Raw genomic sequence first — 24,583 nt, forward strand, 5'->3', positions numbered from 1 at the left:
AAGCATAACAAGAGATAATGCAATCCAATAGACTTTGCTTTTTGACATCCTCAAGAGACACACCTTCTTCTTTCAGTAATTATGATGGCTAATATATTTTGCATACCAATAAAATGGCCCGTTAATGGCATAGTATTTGTGCCACATTCGTACCCATCTATGGAATTACCAAAGGGGTTCATCTTTTCCACTTAATTTAATTTTAGAAATAATAAACGGAACAAATATTAGACTTAACCATCCCAGAGTTAATAACCTTTGCGATTCAGCAGATATGTATTGTCTATCACCACAATTAGGGCAGTCTTTTCCCTTCTTTGAAAATCCAAGAGCGATTATGTCTTTCGCATTCCACTTGTAATTACAGTTAGTACAACGTGGCATGATTATCCCCTCCTATTCTTCATTACCTTACATTCACAAAATGGCCCGTTTGATGAAAATGCTTATTTACATAATACACTTCGTTGCTTGGAGTGTAGGCGCCGACTCCATGAGGATCAGCGTGAACCTTGAAACCCTGGACAGGTGCCTTAATTTCTGTAAAGTACACAGAAATACGGCCAAGCCCTCCGGAAAGCGTGCGCTGAAACATAAAGCAATAGTTTATCTACAATTGATTTTGGTCCATTTATTGAGAAAATCTTCCTCTTATAATCTATTTTAGCATGAAATACTTTGTTCCTTTTAACGTTTTCTCCCCATGTACCGAACCCGTTAGTACCTGACAGATGAAAAATTACACTATCCACAAACCACATCTGTAAGACTCTCCGTTAATTCCTACACTACCATTCGCTTTCCTCTTTATACATATGTTCAATTTATGACAGCAAACACAATTATTCGACAAGATATGACAACTGTCACTAGGTCCTGGCTAATCCGTAGTGTAAGTTATGGATAGAAGTTCGCTAGTCATATATGAAATTTGTAGTTTGAGGAGAAATTTTTAATGAAGAAAATAGCTTGGATTACGGATACGGCAGCACAAGTAGATGAGGCATTCATTCAAAAACATCATGTATTTGTACTTCCTCTTGGTGTAGTGTTTGGAGAGCGATGCTATAGGGAATCACTGGATCTCACAAAAGATGAGTTTTATGATAAATTACGTGCAGCAAAAGGTTCACCTAAAACCTCACAACCTACAATTGGTGAGATGACTTCTTTATATGAAAAACTACAGACAGAAGGATATGACTTTGCGATGGCCGTGCATTTATCCAGTGGCCTCTCTGGTACATTTGAAAGCGCTCAATCTGCCGCAAAGATGACAGACTTCCCTGTGTATCCGATTGATTCGAAAATCGGTTCATTTCCGATGGTTAAAATGATCGAGATGGGCAATGAACTGTTTGCAGAAGGTAAAGAACCCGAAGAAGTGGTGGAATCCCTTACTGCTATGACTTTAAAATCAAAATTATCTTTCATCCCAGGCGGTCTTGGCCAACTGCATAAAAGTGGTCGCGTTTCAGGTACACAAGCATTTTTAAGTAATTTGCTGAACATAAAAGTTCTCATTAGTTTTGAGAACGGAAAAGCCGTGATGACAGAAAAAGTGCGGTCCATGAAGCGAGCAAAAAAACATGTCACTTCCCTACTCCGTGCCGATATGGAAACAGGTTCTGTACCAGAAATAGCAGTTATTCATTGCCATAATGCATATGACGCTGAAATATGGAAGAATGAGCTACTGAAAGAATTTCCTACATTACACGTTCATGTCGTTTCACTTAGTGTTTGTGTGGCCGTACATGCAGGTGAAGGAACTACGGGATTAAGCTGGGTTACATATTAATATAAGAAGGGACCGAATCCATTGTGAATTCGGTCCCTTCTTATATTTCCCATGACATTCTTCATAACCGATACGATGGTATGAGTCCCTTTTTATACAAGAACGCCACAGCATTCAAGAACGCGCTCGGGACTTTCTTCCAAAAGAAACGTTTTCGATAAAATTGGCGATGGGCTTTTTTTAGATTGCTCCACTGCCTGCAGTCCTTTTTCTGTCTATACCGCGCCACATCGATCAGCTTCACTTGATTATCGGGTGTGATAAATATATTCCGCAAATGAATATCAGAAGGGTTTAATCCTGTATTGGCCGCTAGTAATAATGCGTAGTCAATTTCTTTAATATGAGCGTCTGTAATGACTCGCCCATTCGTCATACAATCAAAAAGTGTATCCCCTTCGACGTAATCCATCACTACGTAATTCGCACCCGTTTCATAAATGCAGGGGAAATAGTGAATCCCTTTGAGTGTTTGATAAATCTCTGCTTCTTCCTTCGCGATGTACACGGATTGTGGAAAGAATACTTTAATTGCCTTGTTCGAGCATTTGACTCGGAAAACAAACGCACTTCTCCCTGTTCCGACGAGTTGCAAAGATGGATGAAAGTCCACCAAACGATTCTTTTTATTTATGTTAATGGAATGTACAAGTTCCTGATACATACTCAAAATGTAACCTCCAGTAGTTTTCGATATATAAAAAAGAGACATCAAGACCAATTAGTGGTTTTGATGTCTCTACTAAAACTAAAAGAGACCTCACCAAATAATTGGTAAGGTCTCGCAAACAACGTAAGTTGCCAGTAGAGCCGAGGATTCACATCCTGTGTTGACGACTTTTACTGTAATAGCTACTCCCCTTAACGGAAGTGTTCGTATAATAGTATAGATTTACTTTAAATTGAACCGGCTGATATGTCAACTAATTATGAATTCATAGGTATTAATTGACATATTTCTTGAATGAAATAACCGATTCTTCTCATCGTACAGCTTGACTGCTAAATTTGCTTTTCACAATACCGATCAACGCAGGGAGGACAGATAAAAAGATAATCGCAAGCAATACTGTGGAAAAGTTTTCTTTAATAATAGGAATATTGCCGAATAAATACCCTAGCATCGTGCATATACCTACCCAAAATGCCGCTCCAACGACATTATAGAAAGCAAAGTACTGGTAATTCATGCGGCTCGCGCCTGCAACGAACGGAGCGAATGTCCGGACAAACGGCATAAAGCGGGCAATCAGGATCGTTTTCCCGCCATGCGTATTAAAGAACTTCTCCGCAGCTTTCATTTTCTCTTGGTTTATGACTTTCCCCAGCCAACTGTCATGAGAAATCGACATCCCCACTTTACGTCCAATATGGTAGTTCACTGTATCGCCCAGGACGGCAGCAACGAAGAAGACCGTGACAAGCAACCAAATATTAAAAGCCTCCAGAGCCGCAAATGCACCACCTGCGAACAGCAAGGAATCCCCAGGTAGAAATGGAAAAATCACCACCCCAGTTTCAATAAAAACGATTAAAAATAAGATGACGTACGACCAACCGCCAAAGATTTGAATGATATCGACCAGGTGCTCATCAATGTGCAAGATAAAGCTGATTAGTCCTTGAATGAGGTTCATGTAAAGGCTCCTTTTTGGAAAAAATAACTTCGTCGCGACGCAAGTGGGGATACCAGATGTATACACATCATCAATCTACTTTACGTTCGACACATGGAATTTATCCTTAAAAAGTGCCAAGCCGATAAAATAAATAAGATCCCCTTCCAATTTGAAAGCAAATAGGAAGGGGAATAATACATAGGAGATACTTCCTGATTGTGCGAAAGACTAGATAGGACCACGCATGACATTTTCCAAGCAATCGAATCTCAGATGTGCTAAACGCGGCCGCGGTCAACGTATCGGATGACCATGCTCGCAACGAGCACACTGAACATCAAATGACTCACCGTCCAGTATAACCATGCCATGCCGTCATTCGCTGCTGGAGGCTGGTCGGTTAGCAAGGTAAGGAAATACAAAACTCCGCTTCCCGCTGTGTAAACAACAACATATGGCCACATTTTATATTGCCATTTAAAAAACTTCAATATATAAAACAGCCCTAACACACTGGCAATACAAAAAACGAAGTGAAAGACGATGCCAAACCAAAATACGTGAGAAAAGACATGAATGACGGGAAAGTAGTCTACATTATATAGTAAAATATATGCTTCATTTCCGGTTACAGCCCATATGACAAGCATGAGTAGCGCCAAAACGGCCCCGCCGGCAATTCCTATGCTGACTAACTGCAAAAACTGCTTCATCTGCTTTCCCTCTTTCCTTAAGGTATTTGATTATCTATTCCCTATGACTTTATGAATAAACGACCTTTTTCCACCCGCTCAGATTCGCAGAGTACGGATTTTGCAGAAAGCCAATGCTTAGCCAATTAATCTAAAGAGAGTCTTTGTACTAATGCTCTCGGATGTCATACAAGCACAAAAAGAGACCCCACCAAAAAAACTGGTAAGGTCTCGCAAACCACATGAATGCCAATAGAGCCAAGGGTCTACAACTTATAACGCTGAATTTCACCACAATAGCTACTGCGCTAAATGGAAGTGAAACGTGTAACGGCATAGGTTCACTTAAAACCGAGCCTACTTACATAACAAAAATCACGCATAGTTATTCATTACTATTATCTACAAGTCGCTTTGCATTTACCATCTACTAGAGTAGGTCCTAATTTATTATCGACCGTAATTCAACACCAACCAGACAGTTATGAAGTAATACATAGCCGATGCAAATCGTTCACGAACATGTCCACATGTTCTTTCTTTGTAGACCAACTTGTACAAAAACGAACCGCACTATGTGTAGCGTCGATCTTTTCCCAGAAGGAGAATGAATACTTTTTACGTAACTCTTTCATGACATATTCCGGAAGAATGGGGAATTGCTGATTGGTTGTGGAATCATAACGCAATGCAAATCCGTTCTCCACAAATGCATGTCGAAGAAGAGACGCCATTTCCACAGCGTGCTTCGAAACTTCATAATATAAACCGTCTTCAAACAACGTTTCAAACTGAATCCCTAAAAGTCTACCTTTAGCGAGCAAGCCGCCTCTTTGTTTGATGAAATAGCGGAAATCCTTTTTCAGTGAATCATTTGTAATAACAACAGCCTCACCAAACAACGCACCGACTTTTGTTCCGCCAATATAGAAAACATCACAGAGTCGCGCATAATCAGCTAACGTGATATCGTTGTCAATCGAAGCCAAACCATACCCTAATCGAGCGCCGTCGAGTACTAATGGCAACTGGTATTCTCCACAAACTTTACTCAAAGCTTCTAATTCCGCTTTAGTATACGTCGTCCCATTTTCTGTAGGATTAGAAATGTACACGAGTCCAGGCTGTACACTATGCTCAGGGCTCGCTTCATTCCAATGAGCATCCACTAACTCTTGTACTTGCCCAGCTGTAATTTTCCCGTCTTCGCTAGGTACAGTAAGAACTTTATGTCCGGTAGATTCAATCGCTCCCGTTTCATGTGTCGCGATATGTCCACTTTCTGCAGAAACAGCACCTTGATACGGACGTAAAATCGACGCGATGATGGTAGTATTCGTTTGGGTTCCCCCTACTAAAAAGTGAATATCGGCGTCTTCCGCTTCACACTCTTTCCGAATATACTCTCTAGCTTTTTCACAGTGTTCATCCATACCGTATCCAGGAGTTTGTTCTTCATTTGTTTCAATCAATCTTTGCAGAATCCGCGGATGAGCGCCTTCCGTATAATCATTTTCAAATCGTATCATCGTTGTCCATCTCCAAATATGCCTGATTTTTTCTGCAAGTATACCATAGAATGATGGATTTCTGTTGCATAGTATATTGTTCATAAAATGACGAATTTTTTGATTTTTATTCTACAAACAGCTGTTGTATTTCACTCTCATCTTTTAACTTTTCTTGAATGAAAACGTCCAATTCCTCTTTATTTGTAAAATCATTTAATTCTTTACCATACCAGTCTTGCAATTTCGATTTATTGACTTTATATGTGTTGCCTCCAAAGTCAAAAGCAACCCACTCTGCATTATCGATGAGCGTAAATAAGTAGCTAGCATTATAAACGGCCGCCTCTTCATATTCACTTTCTTCCATTGCAGCATCCATATGTTCATACTGAATCGTCATTCCATAAGGTTCTGCTTTGGTTTCCAGCGAAACTTTTTCAAACTGTTCAGCATAACGCAGTTGCTCAATTATATGGACTACTGCACTGTTATCGCCAATGAATGATTCTTTGTACTCGAATAGACCTTCATTTGGCTGTTCGGTAGTGGAACTGCAGCCACTTAGGAAGAGAACTAGTATAAATGAAAACATAAAGTATTTAGTGAAGTTTTTCATGGTATTCCCCTTTACTAAGAAGATTGCCTATATCGCTCAACAATCAAGACGATCAAAGTGATTTGGATTTTACGTTACTTGCCTATGTTTGGTGCTTAAAGTGGGGATAGTCGTTGGAACGCGTTGATCTGCCAAAAAACTTGTGCCACAATCACACCCTATTGCCGTAAAATGAAGATAACCTAAATAGTCTTATTATTAATTTAATCAGCTTCCTGTCGGGGTATTAAGTAGAAATGAGAGACTAAGCCAATAATCAATGCTGGTACAATCGCAATATAAATATTTTGTCCGAAGTTAATAATCACTATCTTTATAATTTCACTAACATCGCTACTTAGTATATCTTTATAACGATCTGCTTCTTTTATTCCTCTAATTAATATAGTTAGTGAAATAATAATAAAGTAGCTAACCAAAGCATATTTAAAGCTTCTTTTCAATCTAGTATCCTCAGCTTGTTCTTCAATCATTAAAACCTCTAATGACACATCCAATAATTCTGAAATTTTCATCATATTTTTCTTGCTTGGATAACCATTGCCTAATTCCCACTTTGATATTGATTTATCACTAACGTCTAATAACTCCGCAAGCTCTTCTTGTGTATGCCCTTTTTGTTTGCGGTATTCTTTTAGTTTTAAACTTAATATACTTTTATCCATTTTCTTTCCTCCTAGTTGGAACGTATTTGTCTATAATCTTAAACAAACGCCACTATATTCTGAAGGAACTTTTAAAAATAGAATTCTATTTTCAATAAAACGGCCCTATTACTGAATAAATTGCAGATTTCTTATACAACAATCGCATACATAGGTCGGACAGTGGTTTGAACCCGTTGATCTGCGTTGCAGCCGGACGCGTTCCGGAGGGCGGTGAACCACACTCCTCGCTTCGCTCGCTAGGTGTTTCACCTGTCCCACTGATCCTCCCGGAGTCGCCGGCTTCCACTCCGATCAACTAAGCGACTACGAATAAACCATGTTCCACAATCGCACCCTGATTGTTCAATTAAAAAACACTTACTCATTTCATTTTATATAATTAAGTATTCTCTTGTAGTATTTTCTTACTTCGACAGAATTGTGATCTTTAACTTTTTCAGCTAAGGAAACCAATGAATGTCTATCACTCATTTTTCGTTCCGAGTTAGCAACTTTTTTCATAGTGTAAGCCATCACTTCAGGTGCAATGAATTCATCTGGATTGTCCATAACAATAATAGCTTGTGACACTAACCAATCCAAATTACAATCTGCCACAGAATAATATAAAAAACTGTCTGTAATCAAGAATGGATCATCACCCTTTTCAACCTCTCTCTCAAGTTGTCCAGTTGAATAAGAGCTTTCTGAAACTAATTCAAATTCATTCACTTCACTATCTCGTGAAAGTTTATCTATAAACTCTTTGAAATTACTCGCTATTATTATTTCGATATTTTCTTCTGTATCTGAGAAGGAAACGCAAGGCTCCTCTTCTTTTTGCCGGTAATCTAGAAAGAACCAACTATGCCCATCTCCGCTAATTAACACAATATCGTTAGGTAAATCCCATTCTTTAACCATATAAGGCGTAATAAGAATCCCTTCATTTCCCCTACTCCCAATACCAAGAAGATGATCAACAATCACATTCATTTTACTAATCTCAATAGAATTTTTATATAATCGTCCACCATTTTGAGTTCTCATTAATTCAACATAAAAATCTGGTAGTTTTACATTTAAACTTTTTTCTGCTTTTATTAATAAATCCTCTGTCAATTCTTCCAATTCATATTTATCCAATGGTTCGTGCTCCCAAAGTCTATCAACCATAACAAAATCACCTATTTCCATTATTAATAAAATGAACTGCCATAAAAACAGCTGAATTTAACTAAATGGCCCTTTAACGGCATAACCTTTATTCCAGAATTGCACCCGATTACGGCATATCGAGAGTATTAAATATGGTACATTACTTTTTAGATAGATAATATCATGCATTCGCAAAAAGTATAGAACCTAAGAGAAATAACATGACCGTAAACCAGCGGGCAATGGCTGAGTAATCACCTTTAAAAATAAATTCACTATTAAAAATCGGCTACAATGAACCGCAGCAAAAGAAACAACCTTAAAACATGTTTTCATGTCTTTTGAAAAATTCATAGTATGTACGGACATTTTCTAGATCAGTCCAGCGTCGCACCTTAACAGGATTTTCATCCAGATTGTAAATTTTCGCCTCCCTCATGGATAGCAGAAATGGAGAATGTGTTGATATGATAAACTGACAGCCAAAAAAACGGGCAGAGTCTTCAATAAATTTAACCAATTCAATCTGACGTTTTGGGGATAGACTGTTTTCCGGCTCATCCAAAATATAAAGTCCATTATCGCCAATTTTTTCAGTGAAATAAAGGAACGCGCTTTCCCCATTCGAATGTCCCCTTACATTATCAATCAGTTCACTTCTCACAAACTGGGACTGTGTCTTACTTCTGGCTACATTCACCTTTTTTAACTCCTCATAATCTGCCAAAGATTTCATTTGAAAATGCGAATATTTCGCATCCAAATATTCTTCAAAAATCTCCTCCCGTTTTTGGTCAATTCCTTCATTGAGATTCCGGATATTCAACATATAGTCAAATACATCATCACTAGTAATAATCCTACTATTTTCGGGGATGTCTGCTTTAAGCTGCATCTCACACATATTGACATAATCAGGATAAAAATTAGATTTATTATAGATAGAATCACGTTTTATTCCTGTTTTTTCTGCTATTACATTCAATGCAGTACTTTTTCCTGAACCGTTTCCTCCATACAATATCGTCACTGGCTCAAAAACAACCGTTTCAAATTCGTTTCTCGATAAAATTTTAAATGGATAAAACGAGTCATAGCACGTTCTTTTTATTTTCATGATAAAGTCAAATTCCATTCCCTCATTTGGAAATGAAAAGTCATGTATGTAAACCATAATTTCTTCCTCTCGTATAGTTTATCGTTTTCTAACCTTTTCAAACTAATACTTTGTTCGGTTATAGCGCCCGTTAATCGAAGACTTTTATAAAGTCATTGATAATTTTATACTTTGCTTATGGTCAATAGTTGTCCTTCTGCCAATAGAAGTTGCTTAGGTTCAATAATATCATTGAGAAATTTTTTTGATTTATTCTGTACTTTTAATTTAGTTGGGTTCACTAAGTGAGCTATCTGAACAACGCAAACATCATAACGAGCAGTATTATTATGTATATACTGAAGTCACTCACGCAATTCCCAATGTTTATCTACACCGTTTACAATTTCTCTTTGCACTGGATAATCAAAACCTGGAATCATCCACTCCTCAGTTTCTATTATTTGAAGCGATGCATTACCATCTTCCAACTTTTTATCTGAGGCAATATAATAATAATTTGTCATTATAATTCCTTCTTTCTTTCATCATCGGCAAGCTTTACAAACCTTGAAACTTACCTAGTTAAATGGCCCTATTGCTTAAAGGGCGCAAATCCTTGTTCAAGAATTGCCCCCGATTGAAGAAGTTAATTATACAAGTTATCCTCCAAATCCAAATAAATCCATTAGCAATAGTGGTAAAGCTAAACTAATCATGAAGAGAATTATTACTGAAAACCCAAAATACTTGAGTTTTCCTTCCTCCATTGTTTTGAATGCCCGAATACCTAAAATAATCCCGCCTATCATAAGAGCAATTCCAGAGAAAAAGAATGTTCCTATAACGACCTTTTCTAATAAAGTTGGATTTTCAGATATAAGATAACTTATCCTAAACGCAATTACACCTACCATACTTAAAACAAGTGACCATTTACTGTTCATTTGAGAAGCCAACATTTTCACCCCTCACAACCTAATTGATTTAAAGTAATGCTTCTCTTATAACTTTAAATGGCACGTTAATGGCATAAAATTTATGCAACTATCGCCCCCGATAAAGGCAAAGTGGTCAAGATTCGTTGACTTGCGCTCCAGCCGGACGCGTTCCCGAGGGCGGACGGTGAACCACACCCCTCGCGTTGCTCGCCGGGTGTTTCACCTGTCAAAGCAAAGATGTGCTCCTTCTCGCTTCGCTTCACTCGCAAAAGCCGTTCTTCGTTACGGCTCTCGCTGATCCTCTGGGAGTCGCCGACTGTAGCGAAGATCAACTAGCCAACTACATAGAAGCCTCTTCCATAAACGCCCCCATTTGTTTAATAGTTCAATTGCAAACCTTTCTTTTCTTTTTAGTAGCAAGTATAAAACCACCGCATGCTCCTCCACAGATTATAAAAATAATCATAGGAATTACATTATCAAATATCACTATGCCAACCACTATCCACACAAAAAGATATGAAAAAAACAAAGTCCAATTTATCTTCATAAGTTATCTACTCCTTTAAATACATTATTAAATAATTTGGCCTGATTACTGAAAACAGGTGCTATTCTTCTTCGAGAAATACCCCTGGTTAATAGTAAAACTATAATTCACCCTATTGCTATTAGTAAAACTGCAATTGTGTTAAATATGCCGTGAATAATTATTGCCGGAATAATAGAACCTGTCTTTTCATAGGTCCAGGCAAACACAATACCAGTGATAAAATTTACAGGCATCGCATTTAACGTTGGAAAATGAGCAGCCGTAAATATCAGTGAGCTAAACACAATTCCCCAACCCATCCCAAGTCTCACTCTTAACCAACGATAAATAAAACCTCGATAAAATATTTCCTCGTATACAGGCGATATGATCCCAGCGGAAACAAAGGCTATAAGAACCGTAATTACGTTTATATTTTGTTGCAGGCTCTCCGTTTTACTGTTATCTACATCATTTCCCACCAGGCTAGTTAAAAGCACGACAGCCACACTTAACACAATGGTTATGAATAGCCAGATTAGAATCCTCCACCAATACGATGCAGGAAACCCTTTTACCCCAACATCCCTCCACGATAAATTTTGTGGTTTCAATGCAATAAAATATAAACCTAACATGAGCACAACTGCAATTGTTAATCCAGTCACCGTTCCTGAGTATAGTGTATGATCAAACCAGAATTGATACATTGACTGCATACCATATTTAACAGCTACCATGACGAATACAAATTCGAGTAACAATAGCAGAATAAATTCCTTCCATGTCCATGCATCTTTTTGTTTCCACCCCGGTGAATCCATAGCCTAATTCCCCTTCGACATCCTGTTTTTTTAATACACAATCTTGAGCTTATTGTGAATCTATGAACCTACACTTACTTTTCTATTAGTATAACAGAATTTCCCAAAAAATCTTTTGCAAAAGTCAAATTATTCCGTTTATCCAGTTCCACTTGATGTTCTAACCGGATGTTAGTTCTATTAAAAAAATCCCGCAGAAGACCATGTTGTCTCCTGCGGGATTTCTTAAACTTAAGCTTCTGCTGTTTGTTTTTCAAGTGATTCATTATACATATCCGTGTCAAGTTCACCCGTCACGCGGGCTGTTGTGACACCCGCTGTCATCGAACCACTGACGTTTACCGCAGTACGGCCCATGTCAATCAATGGTTCAACAGAAATCAATAACCCCGCGAGTGCGACAGGAAGATTTAATGCCGACAAGACAAGAATTGCGGCAAATGTCGCGCCTCCCCCAACACCCGCTACACCAAATGAGCTAACCGCAACGATCGCGATTAATGTTACTAAAAATGTTGGATCAAGTGGATTGATACCAACCGATGGAGCAATCATGACAGCGAGCATCGCCGGGTAAATGCCTGCACAGCCATTTTGCCCGATGGATAAACCAAATGAGCCAGAAAAGTTTGCGATCCCTTCAGGTACACCTAAGCGGTTTGTTTGTGCATGAATCGTTAACGGTAATGTGCCGGCACTTGAGCGTGATGTAAAAGCAAATATCAACGCTTCTCCTGCTTTTTTCACATACGTCACTGGATTTAATCCCAATAATGTAATAATGAGCAAGTGAATGCCGAACATCACTAGTAAAGCGACATAAGAAGCAAGTACAAACTTCCCGAGACTGTAGATTGCCATAAAGTCAGACGTCGCTACAGTTCGCGCGATAATTGCCAAAATACCATATGGCGTCAAACGTAGGACGATTCGTACAACACCCATGATCAATGCATAAATCGCATCAATTCCTTTTTTCACCGTGACCGCATTTTCTTCATCTCTTCTTGAAATCGTTAAGTAGGCAAATCCTAGGAATGCCGCAAAAATAACGACCCCAATAGTTGAAGTTGGACGTGCCCCTGTGAAATCTAAGAAAGGGTTTGCAGGTAATAAATCAATAAGCTTTTCAGGTAATGAAAGATCGGCTACAGTCTCGTAGTTTTCTTCTATAGAAAGCCCACGTGCTGCTTCTGCTTCTCCTTGTACGATTTCAGAAGCGTCCAGTCCAAATAGCAGCGTGACTGAAATCCCTATAATCGCAGCAATCGCGGTTGTACCGACGAGCATACCTAAAATCGTACCCGCCATTTTCCCGAAGTTTTTCCCAATCGTCACTTTCGTAAAGGCTGCTAAGATGGAAATAAAAACAAGGGGCATGACAATCATTTGCAGTAATTTAACATAGCCGCTCCCGATTAGGTTAAACCATGGCATCGACTGCTTGAGGATCTCAGACTCTGTGCCATATGCGAAATGTAAAATAAGTCCGTAGGCAATCCCGAGCCCAAGCCCCGTAAAAACGCGTTTTGAAAATGAAACCTTTTTGCGATTCATTCTATATAATAGGCCGACGAGCAATAATAGGCCCGCAATGTTCACGATAAGGAAGAAAGTATTCATCATTCTGCACCCCTCTGTCTAATAGTATTGTAGACTATAATATAGACTTTACTTTATCCCCTTAATCCCTATTCGTCAAGTATGTTTTTAAAGAAAGTTACTTTAAACAATCCTTTACGCTACTCACTTGCATCAACATCTCTACTAAAAAAAGGGAATACCGACTAAGCTAACTAGAATCGATATCCCCTTGAAAATTTATACAATTGTCATGAATGTCTCTATACTACGAATACTGAATCATATGCGCAATGATTATAAAAATACCACCGATAAAACTAAAGATTAGTGTTAAGAGCTATATAAATATTAACCACTTCAAATAAGAGATCCCTGGAGCAGCAAGATAAGCCATCATTGTCGAGCTGTTTGGGAAAGTTAAATTCTTGAATCCGCTCCCTAGATGAAGTGGGTGCACAGTCGTCTGTCTCATATCCTAATTAAATTGCGTGAAGGAATCAGAATCGGCATAGTTACCGCTGCTTGACCGGAACCTGAATTGATGAAAATTTTCATGACGTTTGGGAAAGTGTAGATATTTAACACTTTAATAGAATCACGCATGGACATGATGGGATTTGACATCCCAAAGACTAAAGAGTCAATGATAGTACCATCGTATCCCTTTCTGATATGATATGTTACGTTAACCACGATGAATCGTATCGTTCAACTTCGTTCGATACTTGTTAGTCCACGTGTTTGCATCCTTCATTAATTCATCGCAGAAATCGGCTACATTTTCTCCAGTGAGTTCAGTGACTTTCCTTCCTTGCGCTGCTCCTTCTTCGAAGAGATCAAGAATGCTACCAAAAATACGGCTGATATCTTTCCAGTCAGTCAGGCCACCACACGCCGATAGATATTTTTCAATTGCTTTGTACGCATTACGGTACTCACTCGGCAAGTCCTTCACACGCGCCTTCATGGCCTTCCATTCTCTCTTGTCGTCAAAACTACCAATAATTTTCTCGAAAATATTCATCTTCTATCTCCTTTTTAATTTAGTTTGATTTTAGTTCGTTCATTTTATTCGAGACAAATTCCCACTTATCCCAAAATAGTGTAAGTTGCTCTCGACCCGCCTCGTTGAGTGTGTAAAACTTTCTAGGGGGTCCCATATTGGATGGTTTTTTCTCGATGTTCACCAGGTTGTTTTTCTCAAGTCTCATAGTAATCGTATAAACCGTGCCTTCAACTACATCAGTAAAGCCAAGTTCCCGAAGCTGTTGCGTAATTTCATAGCCGTAAGTTTCGCCACGGCTAATGAACTCAAGCACACACCCTTCAAGAACTCCTTTTAACATTTCAGTAATATTTTCCATCCCTACCTCCGCTTGTTCGGTTATTATTTCAGTACTCTGTAGTACTGGTATTCAGTATTACTAACTACTTTAATAATAATGTACAATAGTGTATTCCGTCAAATGAATAACGTAATTCTCCTATTATTTATTTTGCTTCCCCCTAACTCTTTGAATTTAACGATATCTTTATTGATGAACGAACACTTGAAACTATTCCTTCTCACGATGAGCGGCCACGGTATTTAATCCATAAAAAAATCCCACCAATTATTGATTTGGCGGGATTTCTTTATGTACTTTATATAATTGATAATGAAGTGTCTGACTCATTGACTAAAACAGGACACCTATAGCGCTTACCAGGTGATATATGGTGCTGTTCCTGGCGGTGCATTTCGTATAATATCCACTAGAGAGAAAACGTAACCGAACGCGACAATGAACAGCATAATTGTAATCCAAACACTCCACCGTTCTATCCACTTCAGTGTCTCACTTGCATGCTCTTCACCTCGTGCAATAAGGAATTCTGTATTTCCTTCTTGCACGAAGAACATTAGATTTAAGGCGGAATAGACAATCAGCACGAGACCTATAGTCACAAAAGTTCCTCCTACTGCTAATAAACAACTAAGTGACTACAAATAATCCTTGTGCTACAATCGTCCTCGATTGCTTACCATTAGTTAATTTATTCTGTTGGCATATAGGCAATTACTTTATTTGTATTCGAATCAACAAGAATTAAAGGTGTTCCAGTTACAGCATTATCTACATCCTCAAAAGAAACGCTTAACACTTCTTTTCCATCATAGGCTTTATCTAATAATATATATTTATTATCAACAATTACCTCTTTCACTTTCGCACTTTGCAAATCATCTCTTGCTTGGTCCTGCCAGCCTTCTTCTTTTAAAAATTCCCATGCTGCGGCTTTAACATCTTCATAGCTATCCATGTCATTTGAGTTTTCTATCACTTGCTTATTTGAACAACCCATAATTAGCATTATTGAAAATACTACTAATGCAAAATACATGAATTTCAATTTCATTATGCCTTCATCTCCTTGGGAGGTTAGACGGTTTATAATTAGATAAGTTACACAATCTGGCCCTATCCTTGCACAACTTTTATTCAGCTAAAGCCTCAATTCAAGAGGTATGTATTTTTTATATAGCAATGAATTAAAAACTTAAAGTGCTTTTTGCTTTTCATTTTTACGTTGAATTTCTAACAAAATAAATCCTCCCATTAACGCAACAGGTATACTTATTGCAAATACTAATGGTTCTATAAAACTTGCAGCTGCACCACAGATTAATGTTGATATAATTGCCGTTAGAACTCTTCCCATGAAATTCTCTCCTCCTAATTTAATGAAATTCGGCCCTTACGTGAATCCGAGGCGATTTTTGTACTGAAATCGCCGCCGTATACTCGTAAATATCATTCAGCTTTTCTATCCGCCATCCATATAAACCTGATGCCTGCTATTACTAACAAAACGGATATGATCAGCGGGAAAGCCCCTACTTTTATCATTGCAGTTCCAAAAATCCCATAATTAGTGTACCAACCTTGACCATCAACACCGCCAAGACTAAGAGAATAGATTGATGCTGATATTAAGGCAGAGCCATAGATCAGGGCACTCGACAGTAATAAAACCAATCCTATGTTTGTATATTTCATGTTCAACATCCTCCCAACATGCTTTTCCTACCTAATGACCCGTTAATGACATAACCTTTGAGCAACAATCGCGCACAAGTGCTTAATCTTGTCTTATATTTCTTGAATCATTTCCACCCGATTACCAAAAGGGTCTCTGAACTCAAATCGATCAAAGCCTGGGATTGGAACGCCTTCAATTGGCTGAATAGCTTTTTTCTCTAATACATTTTTCCATTTAGAAATATCATCTACCAAATAAGCTAAATGAGCTTTTGTTGTTAGTCTGTCAAAACCATCTTCAGTTCCTACATGAACGTCTCGATCCCCGACTTTTAACCAAAATCCTCCACGCCCTTTGAGTGATTCTGGCTTTTCTATTTCCTCTAACCTTAATACATTGCAATAAAACTGTTTACCTTCTTCTTCCGCACCTTTAGGTATAGTAATTTGTGCATGATGTAATCCAAGAATCACATGAATCTCCCCCTATGTTTTAATAATTTCGCTGTAACACCTTAAAAATTCTTTCCCGCAAAGTCGATCAATTGTGTAATCTGAACACAATCGTTTATACAGCAAAAAAAAGATTTCGGCATAACTTTTATTCAGTCAAAGCGCGCGATCATTGAGTACCTTGACCCTCGCTACAGTTTATTTATTGAATTCGTAATAACTTATTAACGATAGGCTTACTTGTGAAACGTCGCCAGTTGGAACGTGAAAATAACTACAGCATCCCCCACAAGAGATTGATTTGAGCGGTAAGGAAAAAGAGAAGCATTCCTATGGTGACCACTTTAACTAGTTGTTTGGGCGACTGATATAGAATGAAGATTGTGAATATAAAAAGTAGAAACTCCCAAATATATCGAATGTCGAAGTACCAAAATCCAAATGCAAAAGCTTGTCTAGAGATCATCAGTAGAATAACGGACGATAATAAAACGGCGATTGTCCCTTTTCCTTTTGCATACCAACAAGCAAAAGCTAAAAATGGTGAAATCAAGGTCATAGCAATCCAAATCATCATATAGGATTTAGGGAAAAACCCTGCTATCTCAATAGTGTACAGATAGTAGCTACCTACCATTCCAACAAAAAACAAAAACACATTAATGGCTGATCTCATTGGGGATTTGCTGTACAAAGAGATCAGCACTGAAATAAAAATCCAAATCCCCATACGAGAAAAGAAATTACGTAAATCTAACATTTCAAGATAGAACGGCAAGGAATTACTCGCAGTTTCATCAAGTACTTTGGATAGTACCCCCAAAATAACGCCTATGATCAATAGTGAAATCGAGCTTATAATTTTTCTTGATACAGGCACATTCATCGGTTTTCGAATGTCATATAAAAATGTTCGCATGTCCTCACCCAAAGTATAAGTATTTTTATTTTAGGAAAGAACCACCTAAGTAAGAGCTGTAAAACTTATTTCCCGGGAATAATGGCCTTTTTCTTTTCATTTCTCATAAGTTCCCACACAGCACACATGCACATCAAAATCCCAAAGGTAGCAATAATGACGACAGGAGATATGATTTTAACGAAGCTGAAACCAATCATCGCGACACCAACGATCAAATAATGATGGACCGCGTGTAAATGATAGGTATCTTGCTCAGCGTGCCACGCACGAAAGTACCCTTGTAACAGTCCAAGGATTACTTGTAAAAAAAGTACTACATAGGGGAGAATTTCGGACGAATTCTTTATACCGCCTATCAGTATATACACGATTCCCATACCTGCATAAATGATCACTATATATGAACGTTCCTTATTTCTTCTCGATTGCGCAATTCGGTATCCCCAGGCAGCTGCAAAAGAAAATGCGGCAAAGAACCAAGCAAATAAAGTGAACGTCAAAGATACTTCTTTTAACCAAATGATATAATACGGGAAAATTACAACCTGACCGACTGTGACAATCAGCGGTAAATAGCGTGCACTTTTATGATTCATGCTGCGTTCCCTCATTTTACATAATAGTCGTAAAACATATTTTGGAAAACGTTATTTGGATCTCTTCGTAACTTTTCCTCCGCAAATTTATTCCACTGAGGATACGAACGCCTGAACTGTTCCTTCGTCTGATAACGATAGTAAGGTAAATAATACGTTCCGCCATGGTCCAATGTTAGATTGGTCCAGTTTTGGATGAGAGACGTAGCTTCCGAAATCTGCTCTTCCTTTAAGCCATGCTGCATTAAAACAACCAAGCCAAACATATCTTCTTTGGCATAATTTAATGTGGTGAAATGATCTTTAGCAGCATATCGAATGGTTATATTATGAATTTTTAAATCATCATTTTTGTCATTGACCGGTATGACATTCTTCAGATCGTTCATATAGGTTTCAAAGCTATGAACCGGAACAAAGAATTCCTGCAACACTTCCACCCTACCTGGCTTCGTATATTACATAAACGTAGATTCCGAACGCATCGCATTATTTCGGGTAATCTCTTTGCCATCGATGGAAGCAATGTAACGCTTTTGTGTTCCCCAAAAAAGATTTTCTAAAGCGCCCCCATGCCGTCCAAAATCAAGTGCTAACTTCGTTAAACGAACACTTTGTTCTTTTTTAAGCGCAGTCGTATAATCTCGCTTTTCTGTCTGTTGGTAATTGATCACATACATTTCATCTAAAAAGGAATTGGGTGCTACACTCACTCTGGCATAGTGCATGGCCGTATTTTGATCATTCAATAACCGGTCAAAATAGGAGGCATACGCACCAATTTGCAATTTCTCTGTTTGGATCGTATATAGATTGTTTTCCGTTACTTCCACTGTCACATCTACTATCACGCCAAATAATCCATAGCCACCAAATATGTACTTCATCCATTCATCTGGATCATCCCGAGTAACCGTCTTGATGTCGCCTTCAGGGGTAATGATTGTCATGGCCTTTACCGTTTCTGCCATAGAACCAAAGCGAATATCCCGCCCATGTGCATTTACAGATAGAGAACCACCTATTGTAAAAATCGATTGAGATTGCGTAACTTTCAAAGCCAATCCAACAGGTTGTATGGCCTCCTGCACATCTTCCCAAGTGGCGCCTGCTTCGACACGAACCGTTTTTTGCTGTTCATCTATTTCCAGTACGCGATTGAATGTCCGCATATCCAGAACGATTCCGTTTTTGTAATACGTATGGCCACCTTGTGAATGCTGTAAACCAGCAATTGCAATTTGTTGACCATTCACGTTCGCTTGTTTCACAATTCTTTGCAAATCACTTCGATTTTCTGCTTTAACCACTCTTTCAATGCGTTCAGGAAGTAGACCGGTGTAATCTGTTACTAAACCGCTTTGCGAAAGCCCATATTTTCTTTTCTCAATCGGAATGTTCCACAAGATAACGGATACAAAAATAACAACTAGACTTCCAAGGAACCATGGTTTCTTTACTACGAGTGCTATCTTTTGCATGTGATCTCCTTATCCAGTCAGTATTTTAATCTATGAGAATAACTGATCTCATTTTTAACAATCCCGCTAAATAATTGAATACTACTTACTACATTCCTCTTGATTTTGATATGCCTGTTCTCTGGTATAATGGCGAATCGAAAAGCCATAGATTGTAAATACCAGCAAAATCAATACCCATATAGTATCTCTATACGTATCATAGGGTACGTTCGCTATCATACGGTGATAGATCTCCAAAGCAAGCCATCCATATGGAAAAACAGGAAGCGCGTGTTTAGCTGACTTGGCTAATACCATTTTTCCTTTTTCGTTTTTGGAGTTCTCGCTTCTAGAATATTTGAATTGCACAATCAAGGCATATACAAAAAACGGTAGTAGTAACACGCCTATAATAAGCATTAATCAAATCTCCCTTAAAATAGTTTTAACTGTAGTTCTGCTTTACTTTGTATCGGAATACCATTTTATGGGCAGTTCGTACAAAATTACGGAAAGATTTAAATAACTACAAAAAACAAGAGTGTTACCAGAATAGAAACAACTAAAATCATTGATAAATTTCTACCTACTTTTGCACCCAAATCATCTTTGAATTTATAACCAATAAGTAATGCGGGTATATAAAAAACAAGAGAATAAAATATTGTATAATGCAACCCCGTACCACCATTTGACCAAGGATTTACCCCTATGAAACGCAAGACATGATCGCCAATAGCGTCATATTTTCCAATGGACACGGAAAATAATAAGCCTAATACAAATATCAATAGCGATAATGACCCTAATCCCAATTTCTTATAAGTTTTAACGTTTTCAAGACTATTGCTAACCACTATCTCTTTTCCTCCTTTTGTATTACATTAATAATCTGGCCCCATTCTGGCACAGTGCTAATTCAACAATTCACACCCGATTAACGAAAAACAGGAGCAATAATCAGCATTAATATAGAGCTTGAAATTAGAATAGTGCTGATTCTTTTTGGTAGTTTTACTTTTCCATCGCCTTTGTAGAATCCAGAGAACTGGAGTTTGTTTCTATACAAGACGAAAAGAATAATAAGAATGGATCCCCCTACTAGCCAAGCACCATGAGTATCATCTACATGTATCCCAAATACTGAATAAATTAATTTCACAAGCCCACCCATTAAGCTTCCAATAAGTAATAATATAATTGCGATACGGAACATTTCTATGACAGCTTCTAGACCTTTTTTCATTTTTGTCCCCCTTTAAATAGCTAATTCCTTTTAGGACGTTAATGAATGATTAAAAAGCTATTAATGTCGTACGTTCGTCATTGTCATCTGTAATATATTCAATCTCCTTGTACTTGGCAGCTACTGCTTGATTGTAAAGACTTTGGATAGTGGATTTATTCTTCGAGTAGATTGTTACATACGATGAATCCACGATCAGAAGAACAAATTGACAATCACTTTTTAAAAAGTCTTCATAAGACTCAATTTCCCATTCAGATTCTACATTCATATATGCTTTTAAATCAGCAAAAATTAAGTAATATTCATTTATAGAAATTAGTTTTATAAGTTCCTTACCAGTTAAATGAGTTATTGTGCCAAATAGGTCTTTACCGAGCGTGTCATTTTCAATGATATATGCTTCACCATCGCCAATCTGCCACTCCCATCTTGATACGTCAACTTCTTTTAAGATATCGAATAACTGTTTTCCGTATTCATTGGGAATTTCAAAGGAAACGCCTCGCATCACGATCTCCCCCTTTTATAAATGATTAGGTACGATAAGTAAGTGTAGGTATCCTTTTACACAACTTCGCCAGTAAGGTAGATAGCGGACTAAATCCTAGTAACTATTGCAACACATTTTTTAATTCAGTAGTCTGTTTTTCATTAAGAATAAGATACCGATTAGGAAACCCATCAGAACCACTTACACCGTCTGCAAATAAAATTGAACTTCCGTCTTCTTGATAATATATATACCGTTGGATTTCAGAAATCCCCTTTTTGGTTTCGTCTAGCGAAATGAAAACATCCGACTCTTTCTTTAATTCTTTTGGTCGATCTACCTCATCAGCGTTTTTAACGATATTTCTTAAAGATTCAATGGCTTTTGAATCTGTAATTTCGTTATAGAAATTTACCCCTTCTCCACCTTCATCGGTAAAAGGTGTGCCTATTCTTAATACTTCTCCCGTTGCACACCCTGCAAGTATTACGGAAAAGCTTAAAATGACTACCAGCCAAATGTACTTATTCATTTTAATCGCCCTCTCCTATATGACTTTCATAATCCTTTATATTTATAACAATACTTAACTGTTTAACTCGATTGAAGTGTAATCCTTATACAACAGCTGCACCCTTTTGTTGATAGTTTTACATTGGCAATTAAAGCTAATAACCATCACGCAAATTGATTCTTACAATCAATTCGATAATCGGTGAAGTAAACGTATCTGGAATCATCGGTGAAGGTAAACTTTTGTTATAGTTCGTTAAGCCGAAGGATGCCCCATCCAAATCGATCCAATCCAATTCGTCGATCCCCTTTATTTCTCCAATGAAATGATAATCAGCCACATAATAATAAGTTCCATCGTCATTTTCAGCAGCTTTCCAAACTTCCGCTTCCTTTCTTGCGTCAATGCCAAATTGCTCAAAAAACTGATGAATGGCAGGGGTTGTTTGGACAATGGCCTTTTCATAGTATGTACATTCAGCGCATCCACAATGAGCTTTGTCTGAAATAAGTGGAAGTTCCTTATATAATTCCTTTGTTTTAGTTTTATCTACCTCAATGACGTGTCCATGTAATAGTAGTTTCTCCAAGTTCTCATCCCTGCCAATTTTTGTAGTCTTGTCCGATTGAGGCACTAACCTTCTGCCGATTAAAGAGCTGCACTACTCTTTGATTAGTAATTGCTTATTCAGGGTTCCCATCTAACAAATGCCCATTCTTCAATTGTTTGAGTATCGAGCGGCATGGGATGATATAGAAATTCTTCTTCCACTACATCAATACCCGGAAAATCAGCTAAAACTTCTGTACAGGCTACACTTAAAACTTCCTTTTCTTCTTCAGTTGGTTCTGTATCAAAAAAAGCTTGCCATATAAGCTCATTTTCCTCGTCTATAAGTACTCTTAATCCTTTTAAATTCCTAGGAATAGCACAGAACAATGCTCTGTGTACACTAAGCACTAGCAAGTTTTCCATTTTCAAACTCCTTGCATATTAAATTTACTATCTCAATGGAATTAGTAGAATCCTTATGCCCAAATTGCCCTCGATTGCAGTTCATTATTTTTAAGTGATCTTATTTCTTTTGGAATTAAAGATGATACTAGCTATACCTACACCAGTAGCAGGAAGAATTATTAATAAAGTGCTTAATCTATTGGCTTGTATGTAATTATTGAAGAGAAGAAAACTTAAAAAAGCTACTACAAAATAAACTGGTATAAATCTTTTTGACCACAAAACGGAATTTTCCATTCTGATCAATCCCTTCTTTTGAGCTAGTTTGGTGCGCAACGGTAGTTCAGTTAACGCCCCCAATAAAGGCAAAGTGGTCAAGACCCGTTGACTTGCGCTCCAGCCGGGCGCGTTCCCGAGGGCGGTGAACCACACCCCTCGCGTTGCTCGCCGGGTGTTTCACCTGTCCCACTGATCCTCCAGGAGTCGCCGGCTTCCGCTCCAATCAACTAGCCAACTACAGAGAAGCCTCTTCCATAAACGCACCCGATTCTTGAAGAGTGATTTTATTTACCTCTTCAATCCGTTCAGTTAACTTGCCTTAATCGTACTCCCATTCAATTCGGGGTATATCAACTCGATACATTTCTTATTTTAATGATCTTTTCAAGGTCATTAATTAATCCACATAAAACGAAACAGCTATTTTTTTACTCTCCTTATTCCTGTTAGCATGGAATTTAAAGACAATCCTATAAACACCTTTCTGCTGTATATAGGATTGCGGAAATTTCTGATCTATTTTTTTGCCGGGTTCTAATACATTTAACTTATCCTCTGTTACTGCATCATCTGCCGCAACCCAAACGTTATCTTGTAAGTATTCCAGGCTAGTTCCCAGCCCTGTGTAATCCACCGGTGCTTCCCCCTCATTTCTCATAATAACAACCGGTGTCTCTCCCTGATCGTATCTCTCTTGGCTAACTGATATAGAAATGGAAATATCTCCATCTTTATAAAATGAATCAATATTATTCATTTTACTTTGATTTCCTTTGTCATTAATGTCCTTTTCTTCTGAACAAGCAGCTAAAATCATTATGATCCCGATTAATATAATTAAATTTTTCCTTTTCATTTTATTCCTCCCTCTTTGCCATTAGACTGTGAAGAGTTAAATAAGTTTCATCTTTCTTTAATCTGGCCCGATTGCGATATAGGCGAAGTTGCTTATAAACCAATCGCCCCCGATTGCTTAAGGTTACATTTAATTATTAGATCCCTTCGGAGTTAAGCATTGTGTAGTCTTGGCAGTATACGCACCGTAAACGTAAGCAACAGATTCTTTTTCGTCATCCTCTAACATTGTCTTTTCAAATTCTTCACGGTTATTGAATCTATTAGCAACATCTTTATAATCCTCATATGTGATTTCAGTAGCAAAAGCCTTTTGTACTTTTGCGGCTTTGTAAGTAGCACCGTTAAGCATATCTACTTCTTCGTCATTATTTAATTCCGCAGTTGCTTTGTTAAAACCCTCAATTGTTTGATCAAACTCTGAGGCACTTAAATCTGTTTTTGCAGCTTCAATGTTCTTTGTTTGTAAGCGTCAAAAAGTGAACACGTTGTTTCATATAAAAGAAAATGCCCCAAAGAATCGATCATAAAGATTCTTCGGGGCGTTTTCTATTTCTTTGATTGGATATAACAATTCTTTGGTAAGGTCTTTGACCAAGGCATTAAGTCTTCAAACTCTGCGATTTTCTCAAGGTTACGTTGAGGAAGTTCTTCGAAAAGGAACTGCAAGTAGAAGAAAGGATTCACGCCATTCTCTTTTGCGGTCTCTACGAGACTATAGGCGATTGCACTTGAAGTAGCACCTCTTGTGGAAACTGCGA

General features: G+C 37.9%; 36 protein-coding genes. 1 reads left to right on the forward strand and 35 read right to left on the reverse strand.

The window, feature by feature from the left end:
- Positions 1–165: 165 nt before the first annotated feature.
- A complete protein-coding gene (locus H605_RS0107095) occupies positions 166–384 on the reverse strand; it encodes a TIGR04104 family putative zinc finger protein (protein WP_029053396.1) in 219 nt (72 codons plus the stop codon).
- Between the two features lie 571 nt (positions 385–955).
- On the opposite strand from H605_RS0107095, the gene H605_RS0107105 reads away from it, so the two are divergent.
- Positions 956–1,801 (forward strand): DegV family protein, encoded by an 846-nt coding sequence (locus tag H605_RS0107105; RefSeq protein ID WP_029053591.1) that lies wholly within the window; start codon positions 956–958, stop codon positions 1,799–1,801.
- A 61-nt stretch (positions 1,802–1,862) separates the two neighbouring features.
- Here the strand turns inward: H605_RS0107105 and H605_RS0107110 are convergent, their stop codons facing one another.
- The 34 genes from H605_RS0107110 to H605_RS0107275 all read right to left on the reverse strand — a co-directional run.
- Positions 1,863–2,465, reverse strand: coding sequence for a serine/threonine protein kinase (locus H605_RS0107110; RefSeq protein WP_037561701.1), 603 nt, complete (start codon positions 2,463–2,465; stop codon positions 1,863–1,865).
- 319 nt (positions 2,466–2,784) lie between these two features.
- Positions 2,785–3,438, reverse strand: coding sequence for a VTT domain-containing protein (locus H605_RS0107115; protein WP_029053593.1), 654 nt, complete (start codon positions 3,436–3,438; stop codon positions 2,785–2,787).
- A gap of 260 nt (positions 3,439–3,698) precedes the next feature.
- Positions 3,699–4,133: a hypothetical protein gene (locus H605_RS0107120; protein ID WP_029053594.1), complete on the reverse strand. Its 435-nt coding sequence runs from the start codon at positions 4,131–4,133 to the stop codon at positions 3,699–3,701.
- A gap of 461 nt (positions 4,134–4,594) precedes the next feature.
- Complete coding sequence (locus H605_RS0107125) at positions 4,595–5,641, reverse strand: threonine aldolase family protein (protein WP_029053595.1); 1,047 nt, start codon at positions 5,639–5,641, stop codon at positions 4,595–4,597.
- A 106-nt stretch (positions 5,642–5,747) separates the two neighbouring features.
- Positions 5,748–6,215: a DUF4825 domain-containing protein gene (locus H605_RS0107130; protein WP_248681203.1), complete on the reverse strand. Its 468-nt coding sequence runs from the start codon at positions 6,213–6,215 to the stop codon at positions 5,748–5,750.
- A 227-nt stretch (positions 6,216–6,442) separates the two neighbouring features.
- Positions 6,443–6,904: a helix-turn-helix transcriptional regulator gene (locus H605_RS0107135; protein ID WP_029053597.1), complete on the reverse strand. Its 462-nt coding sequence runs from the start codon at positions 6,902–6,904 to the stop codon at positions 6,443–6,445.
- A 369-nt stretch (positions 6,905–7,273) separates the two neighbouring features.
- Entirely contained in the window at positions 7,274–8,083 is an 810-nt protein-coding gene (locus H605_RS18360) for an SMI1/KNR4 family protein (protein ID WP_081657874.1), read from the reverse strand.
- Between the two features lie 280 nt (positions 8,084–8,363).
- On the reverse strand, positions 8,364–9,218 hold the full coding sequence (locus H605_RS0107145) for an AAA family ATPase (RefSeq protein WP_029053598.1): 855 nt from the start codon (positions 9,216–9,218) through the stop codon (positions 8,364–8,366).
- A 287-nt stretch (positions 9,219–9,505) separates the two neighbouring features.
- On the reverse strand, positions 9,506–9,667 hold the full coding sequence (locus tag H605_RS18860; protein WP_155979483.1) for a hypothetical protein: 162 nt from the start codon (positions 9,665–9,667) through the stop codon (positions 9,506–9,508).
- A gap of 135 nt (positions 9,668–9,802) precedes the next feature.
- Positions 9,803–10,102: a hypothetical protein gene (locus H605_RS0107155; protein WP_156875522.1), complete on the reverse strand. Its 300-nt coding sequence runs from the start codon at positions 10,100–10,102 to the stop codon at positions 9,803–9,805.
- Between the two features lie 636 nt (positions 10,103–10,738).
- Entirely contained in the window at positions 10,739–11,437 is a 699-nt protein-coding gene (locus H605_RS0107165; protein ID WP_029053600.1) for a CPBP family intramembrane glutamic endopeptidase, read from the reverse strand.
- Between the two features lie 231 nt (positions 11,438–11,668).
- Positions 11,669–13,060: an L-cystine transporter gene (locus H605_RS0107170; protein WP_029053601.1), complete on the reverse strand. Its 1,392-nt coding sequence runs from the start codon at positions 13,058–13,060 to the stop codon at positions 11,669–11,671.
- 298 nt (positions 13,061–13,358) lie between these two features.
- On the reverse strand, positions 13,359–13,493 hold the full coding sequence (locus tag H605_RS19705) for a hypothetical protein (protein ID WP_418346792.1): 135 nt from the start codon (positions 13,491–13,493) through the stop codon (positions 13,359–13,361).
- The gene (locus H605_RS19545; RefSeq protein ID WP_276324877.1) at positions 13,490–13,714 is read right to left on the reverse strand and encodes a hypothetical protein; all 225 of its coding nucleotides are present in this window, start codon (positions 13,712–13,714) and stop codon (positions 13,490–13,492) included. Before H605_RS19545 ends, H605_RS19705 begins: the two co-directional genes overlap by 4 nt.
- A complete protein-coding gene (locus H605_RS0107175; protein ID WP_029053602.1) occupies positions 13,707–14,045 on the reverse strand; it encodes a DUF1048 domain-containing protein in 339 nt (112 codons plus the stop codon). The genes H605_RS19545 and H605_RS0107175 overlap by 8 nt, the downstream gene beginning before the upstream one ends.
- A 19-nt stretch (positions 14,046–14,064) precedes the next feature.
- The gene (locus H605_RS0107180) at positions 14,065–14,385 is read right to left on the reverse strand and encodes a PadR family transcriptional regulator (RefSeq protein ID WP_029053603.1); all 321 of its coding nucleotides are present in this window, start codon (positions 14,383–14,385) and stop codon (positions 14,065–14,067) included.
- 338 nt (positions 14,386–14,723) lie between these two features.
- Positions 14,724–14,969, reverse strand: coding sequence for a hypothetical protein (locus H605_RS0107185; protein ID WP_029053604.1), 246 nt, complete (start codon positions 14,967–14,969; stop codon positions 14,724–14,726).
- Positions 14,970–15,058: 89 nt separating this feature from the next.
- The gene (locus H605_RS0107190) at positions 15,059–15,421 is read right to left on the reverse strand and encodes a hypothetical protein (protein ID WP_029053605.1); all 363 of its coding nucleotides are present in this window, start codon (positions 15,419–15,421) and stop codon (positions 15,059–15,061) included.
- A 141-nt stretch (positions 15,422–15,562) separates the two neighbouring features.
- Positions 15,563–15,724 (reverse strand): hypothetical protein, encoded by a 162-nt coding sequence (locus H605_RS18870; RefSeq protein ID WP_155979485.1) that lies wholly within the window; start codon positions 15,722–15,724, stop codon positions 15,563–15,565.
- A gap of 92 nt (positions 15,725–15,816) precedes the next feature.
- The gene (locus H605_RS0107200; protein WP_029053606.1) at positions 15,817–16,062 is read right to left on the reverse strand and encodes a hypothetical protein; all 246 of its coding nucleotides are present in this window, start codon (positions 16,060–16,062) and stop codon (positions 15,817–15,819) included.
- A gap of 93 nt (positions 16,063–16,155) precedes the next feature.
- Complete coding sequence (locus H605_RS0107205) at positions 16,156–16,518, reverse strand: VOC family protein (RefSeq protein WP_029053607.1); 363 nt, start codon at positions 16,516–16,518, stop codon at positions 16,156–16,158.
- A 253-nt stretch (positions 16,519–16,771) separates the two neighbouring features.
- Positions 16,772–17,416: a hypothetical protein gene (locus H605_RS17500; RefSeq protein WP_037561703.1), complete on the reverse strand. Its 645-nt coding sequence runs from the start codon at positions 17,414–17,416 to the stop codon at positions 16,772–16,774.
- 65 nt (positions 17,417–17,481) lie between these two features.
- Positions 17,482–18,015 carry a hypothetical protein gene (locus tag H605_RS0107215; protein WP_029053608.1) on the reverse strand — a complete coding sequence of 178 codons (534 nt, stop codon included), beginning with the start codon at positions 18,013–18,015 and terminating at the stop codon, positions 17,482–17,484.
- An 11-nt stretch (positions 18,016–18,026) separates the two neighbouring features.
- A complete protein-coding gene (locus H605_RS19390; RefSeq protein ID WP_232321193.1) occupies positions 18,027–18,404 on the reverse strand; it encodes a hypothetical protein in 378 nt (125 codons plus the stop codon).
- 69 nt (positions 18,405–18,473) lie between these two features.
- Positions 18,474–19,496 carry an FAD-binding oxidoreductase gene (locus H605_RS17505; protein WP_232321192.1) on the reverse strand — a complete coding sequence of 341 codons (1,023 nt, stop codon included), beginning with the start codon at positions 19,494–19,496 and terminating at the stop codon, positions 18,474–18,476.
- Positions 19,497–19,996: 500 nt separating this feature from the next.
- Positions 19,997–20,335, reverse strand: coding sequence for a hypothetical protein (locus tag H605_RS0107230; protein WP_051210497.1), 339 nt, complete (start codon positions 20,333–20,335; stop codon positions 19,997–19,999).
- 80 nt (positions 20,336–20,415) lie between these two features.
- A complete protein-coding gene (locus H605_RS0107235) occupies positions 20,416–20,724 on the reverse strand; it encodes a hypothetical protein (protein ID WP_029053610.1) in 309 nt (102 codons plus the stop codon).
- 49 nt (positions 20,725–20,773) lie between these two features.
- Entirely contained in the window at positions 20,774–21,235 is a 462-nt protein-coding gene (locus H605_RS0107240) for a DUF2691 family protein (RefSeq protein ID WP_037561679.1), read from the reverse strand.
- Positions 21,236–21,338: 103 nt separating this feature from the next.
- Positions 21,339–21,749 carry a hypothetical protein gene (locus tag H605_RS0107245; RefSeq protein ID WP_029053612.1) on the reverse strand — a complete coding sequence of 137 codons (411 nt, stop codon included), beginning with the start codon at positions 21,747–21,749 and terminating at the stop codon, positions 21,339–21,341.
- Positions 21,750–21,885: 136 nt separating this feature from the next.
- Entirely contained in the window at positions 21,886–22,320 is a 435-nt protein-coding gene (locus H605_RS0107250; RefSeq protein WP_029053613.1) for a hypothetical protein, read from the reverse strand.
- 98 nt (positions 22,321–22,418) lie between these two features.
- Positions 22,419–22,706 (reverse strand): MafI2 family immunity protein, encoded by a 288-nt coding sequence (locus H605_RS0107255; RefSeq protein WP_029053614.1) that lies wholly within the window; start codon positions 22,704–22,706, stop codon positions 22,419–22,421.
- Between the two features lie 658 nt (positions 22,707–23,364).
- Entirely contained in the window at positions 23,365–23,823 is a 459-nt protein-coding gene (locus H605_RS0107265) for an immunoglobulin-like domain-containing protein (RefSeq protein WP_029053616.1), read from the reverse strand.
- Positions 23,824–23,952: 129 nt separating this feature from the next.
- The gene (locus H605_RS0107270; RefSeq protein WP_029053617.1) at positions 23,953–24,174 is read right to left on the reverse strand and encodes a hypothetical protein; all 222 of its coding nucleotides are present in this window, start codon (positions 24,172–24,174) and stop codon (positions 23,953–23,955) included.
- A gap of 197 nt (positions 24,175–24,371) precedes the next feature.
- On the reverse strand, positions 24,372–24,583 hold a 212-nt coding region (locus H605_RS0107275; RefSeq protein ID WP_029053618.1), incomplete at its 5' end, for a transposase domain-containing protein.

It is taken from the genome of Sporosarcina ureae DSM 2281, assembly GCF_000425545.1.
GTDB classification, from domain to species: domain Bacteria; phylum Bacillota; class Bacilli; order Bacillales_A; family Planococcaceae; genus Sporosarcina; species Sporosarcina ureae.

Coding starts and splice junctions, on each gene's coding strand:
- H605_RS0107095 (WP_029053396.1), bottom strand. CDS start 384: ATGCCACGTTGTACTAACTGTAATTACAAGTGGAATGCGAAAGACATA.
- H605_RS0107105 (WP_029053591.1), top strand. CDS start 956: ATGAAGAAAATAGCTTGGATTACGGATACGGCAGCACAAGTAGATGAG.
- H605_RS0107110 (WP_037561701.1), bottom strand. CDS start 2,465: ATGTATCAGGAACTTGTACATTCCATTAACATAAATAAAAAGAATCGT.
- H605_RS0107115 (WP_029053593.1), bottom strand. CDS start 3,438: ATGAACCTCATTCAAGGACTAATCAGCTTTATCTTGCACATTGATGAG.
- H605_RS0107120 (WP_029053594.1), bottom strand. CDS start 4,133: ATGAAGCAGTTTTTGCAGTTAGTCAGCATAGGAATTGCCGGCGGGGCC.
- H605_RS0107125 (WP_029053595.1), bottom strand. CDS start 5,641: ATGATACGATTTGAAAATGATTATACGGAAGGCGCTCATCCGCGGATT.
- H605_RS0107130 (WP_248681203.1), bottom strand. CDS start 6,215: ATGTTTTCATTTATACTAGTTCTCTTCCTAAGTGGCTGCAGTTCCACT.
- H605_RS0107135 (WP_029053597.1), bottom strand. CDS start 6,904: ATGGATAAAAGTATATTAAGTTTAAAACTAAAAGAATACCGCAAACAA.
- H605_RS18360 (WP_081657874.1), bottom strand. CDS start 8,083: ATGGAAATAGGTGATTTTGTTATGGTTGATAGACTTTGGGAGCACGAA.
- H605_RS0107145 (WP_029053598.1), bottom strand. CDS start 9,218: ATGGTTTACATACATGACTTTTCATTTCCAAATGAGGGAATGGAATTT.
- H605_RS18860 (WP_155979483.1), bottom strand. CDS start 9,667: ATGACAAATTATTATTATATTGCCTCAGATAAAAAGTTGGAAGATGGT.
- H605_RS0107155 (WP_156875522.1), bottom strand. CDS start 10,102: ATGTTGGCTTCTCAAATGAACAGTAAATGGTCACTTGTTTTAAGTATG.
- H605_RS0107165 (WP_029053600.1), bottom strand. CDS start 11,437: ATGGATTCACCGGGGTGGAAACAAAAAGATGCATGGACATGGAAGGAA.
- H605_RS0107170 (WP_029053601.1), bottom strand. CDS start 13,060: ATGAATACTTTCTTCCTTATCGTGAACATTGCGGGCCTATTATTGCTC.
- H605_RS19705 (WP_418346792.1), bottom strand. CDS start 13,493: ATGAGACAGACGACTGTGCACCCACTTCATCTAGGGAGCGGATTCAAG.
- H605_RS0107175 (WP_029053602.1), bottom strand. CDS start 14,045: ATGAATATTTTCGAGAAAATTATTGGTAGTTTTGACGACAAGAGAGAA.
- H605_RS0107180 (WP_029053603.1), bottom strand. CDS start 14,385: ATGGAAAATATTACTGAAATGTTAAAAGGAGTTCTTGAAGGGTGTGTG.
- H605_RS0107190 (WP_029053605.1), bottom strand. CDS start 15,421: ATGAAATTGAAATTCATGTATTTTGCATTAGTAGTATTTTCAATAATG.
- H605_RS18870 (WP_155979485.1), bottom strand. CDS start 15,724: ATGGGAAGAGTTCTAACGGCAATTATATCAACATTAATCTGTGGTGCA.
- H605_RS0107200 (WP_029053606.1), bottom strand. CDS start 16,062: ATGAAATATACAAACATAGGATTGGTTTTATTACTGTCGAGTGCCCTG.
- H605_RS17500 (WP_037561703.1), bottom strand. CDS start 17,416: ATGCGAACATTTTTATATGACATTCGAAAACCGATGAATGTGCCTGTA.
- H605_RS0107215 (WP_029053608.1), bottom strand. CDS start 18,015: ATGAATCATAAAAGTGCACGCTATTTACCGCTGATTGTCACAGTCGGT.
- H605_RS19390 (WP_232321193.1), bottom strand. CDS start 18,404: ATGAACGATCTGAAGAATGTCATACCGGTCAATGACAAAAATGATGAT.
- H605_RS17505 (WP_232321192.1), bottom strand. CDS start 19,496: ATGCAAAAGATAGCACTCGTAGTAAAGAAACCATGGTTCCTTGGAAGT.
- H605_RS0107235 (WP_029053610.1), bottom strand. CDS start 20,724: ATGAAAAAAGGTCTAGAAGCTGTCATAGAAATGTTCCGTATCGCAATT.
- H605_RS0107240 (WP_037561679.1), bottom strand. CDS start 21,235: ATGCGAGGCGTTTCCTTTGAAATTCCCAATGAATACGGAAAACAGTTA.
- H605_RS0107245 (WP_029053612.1), bottom strand. CDS start 21,749: ATGAATAAGTACATTTGGCTGGTAGTCATTTTAAGCTTTTCCGTAATA.
- H605_RS0107255 (WP_029053614.1), bottom strand. CDS start 22,706: ATGGAAAACTTGCTAGTGCTTAGTGTACACAGAGCATTGTTCTGTGCT.
- H605_RS0107265 (WP_029053616.1), bottom strand. CDS start 23,823: ATGAAAAGGAAAAATTTAATTATATTAATCGGGATCATAATGATTTTA.
- H605_RS0107270 (WP_029053617.1), bottom strand. CDS start 24,174: ATGCTTAACGGTGCTACTTACAAAGCCGCAAAAGTACAAAAGGCTTTT.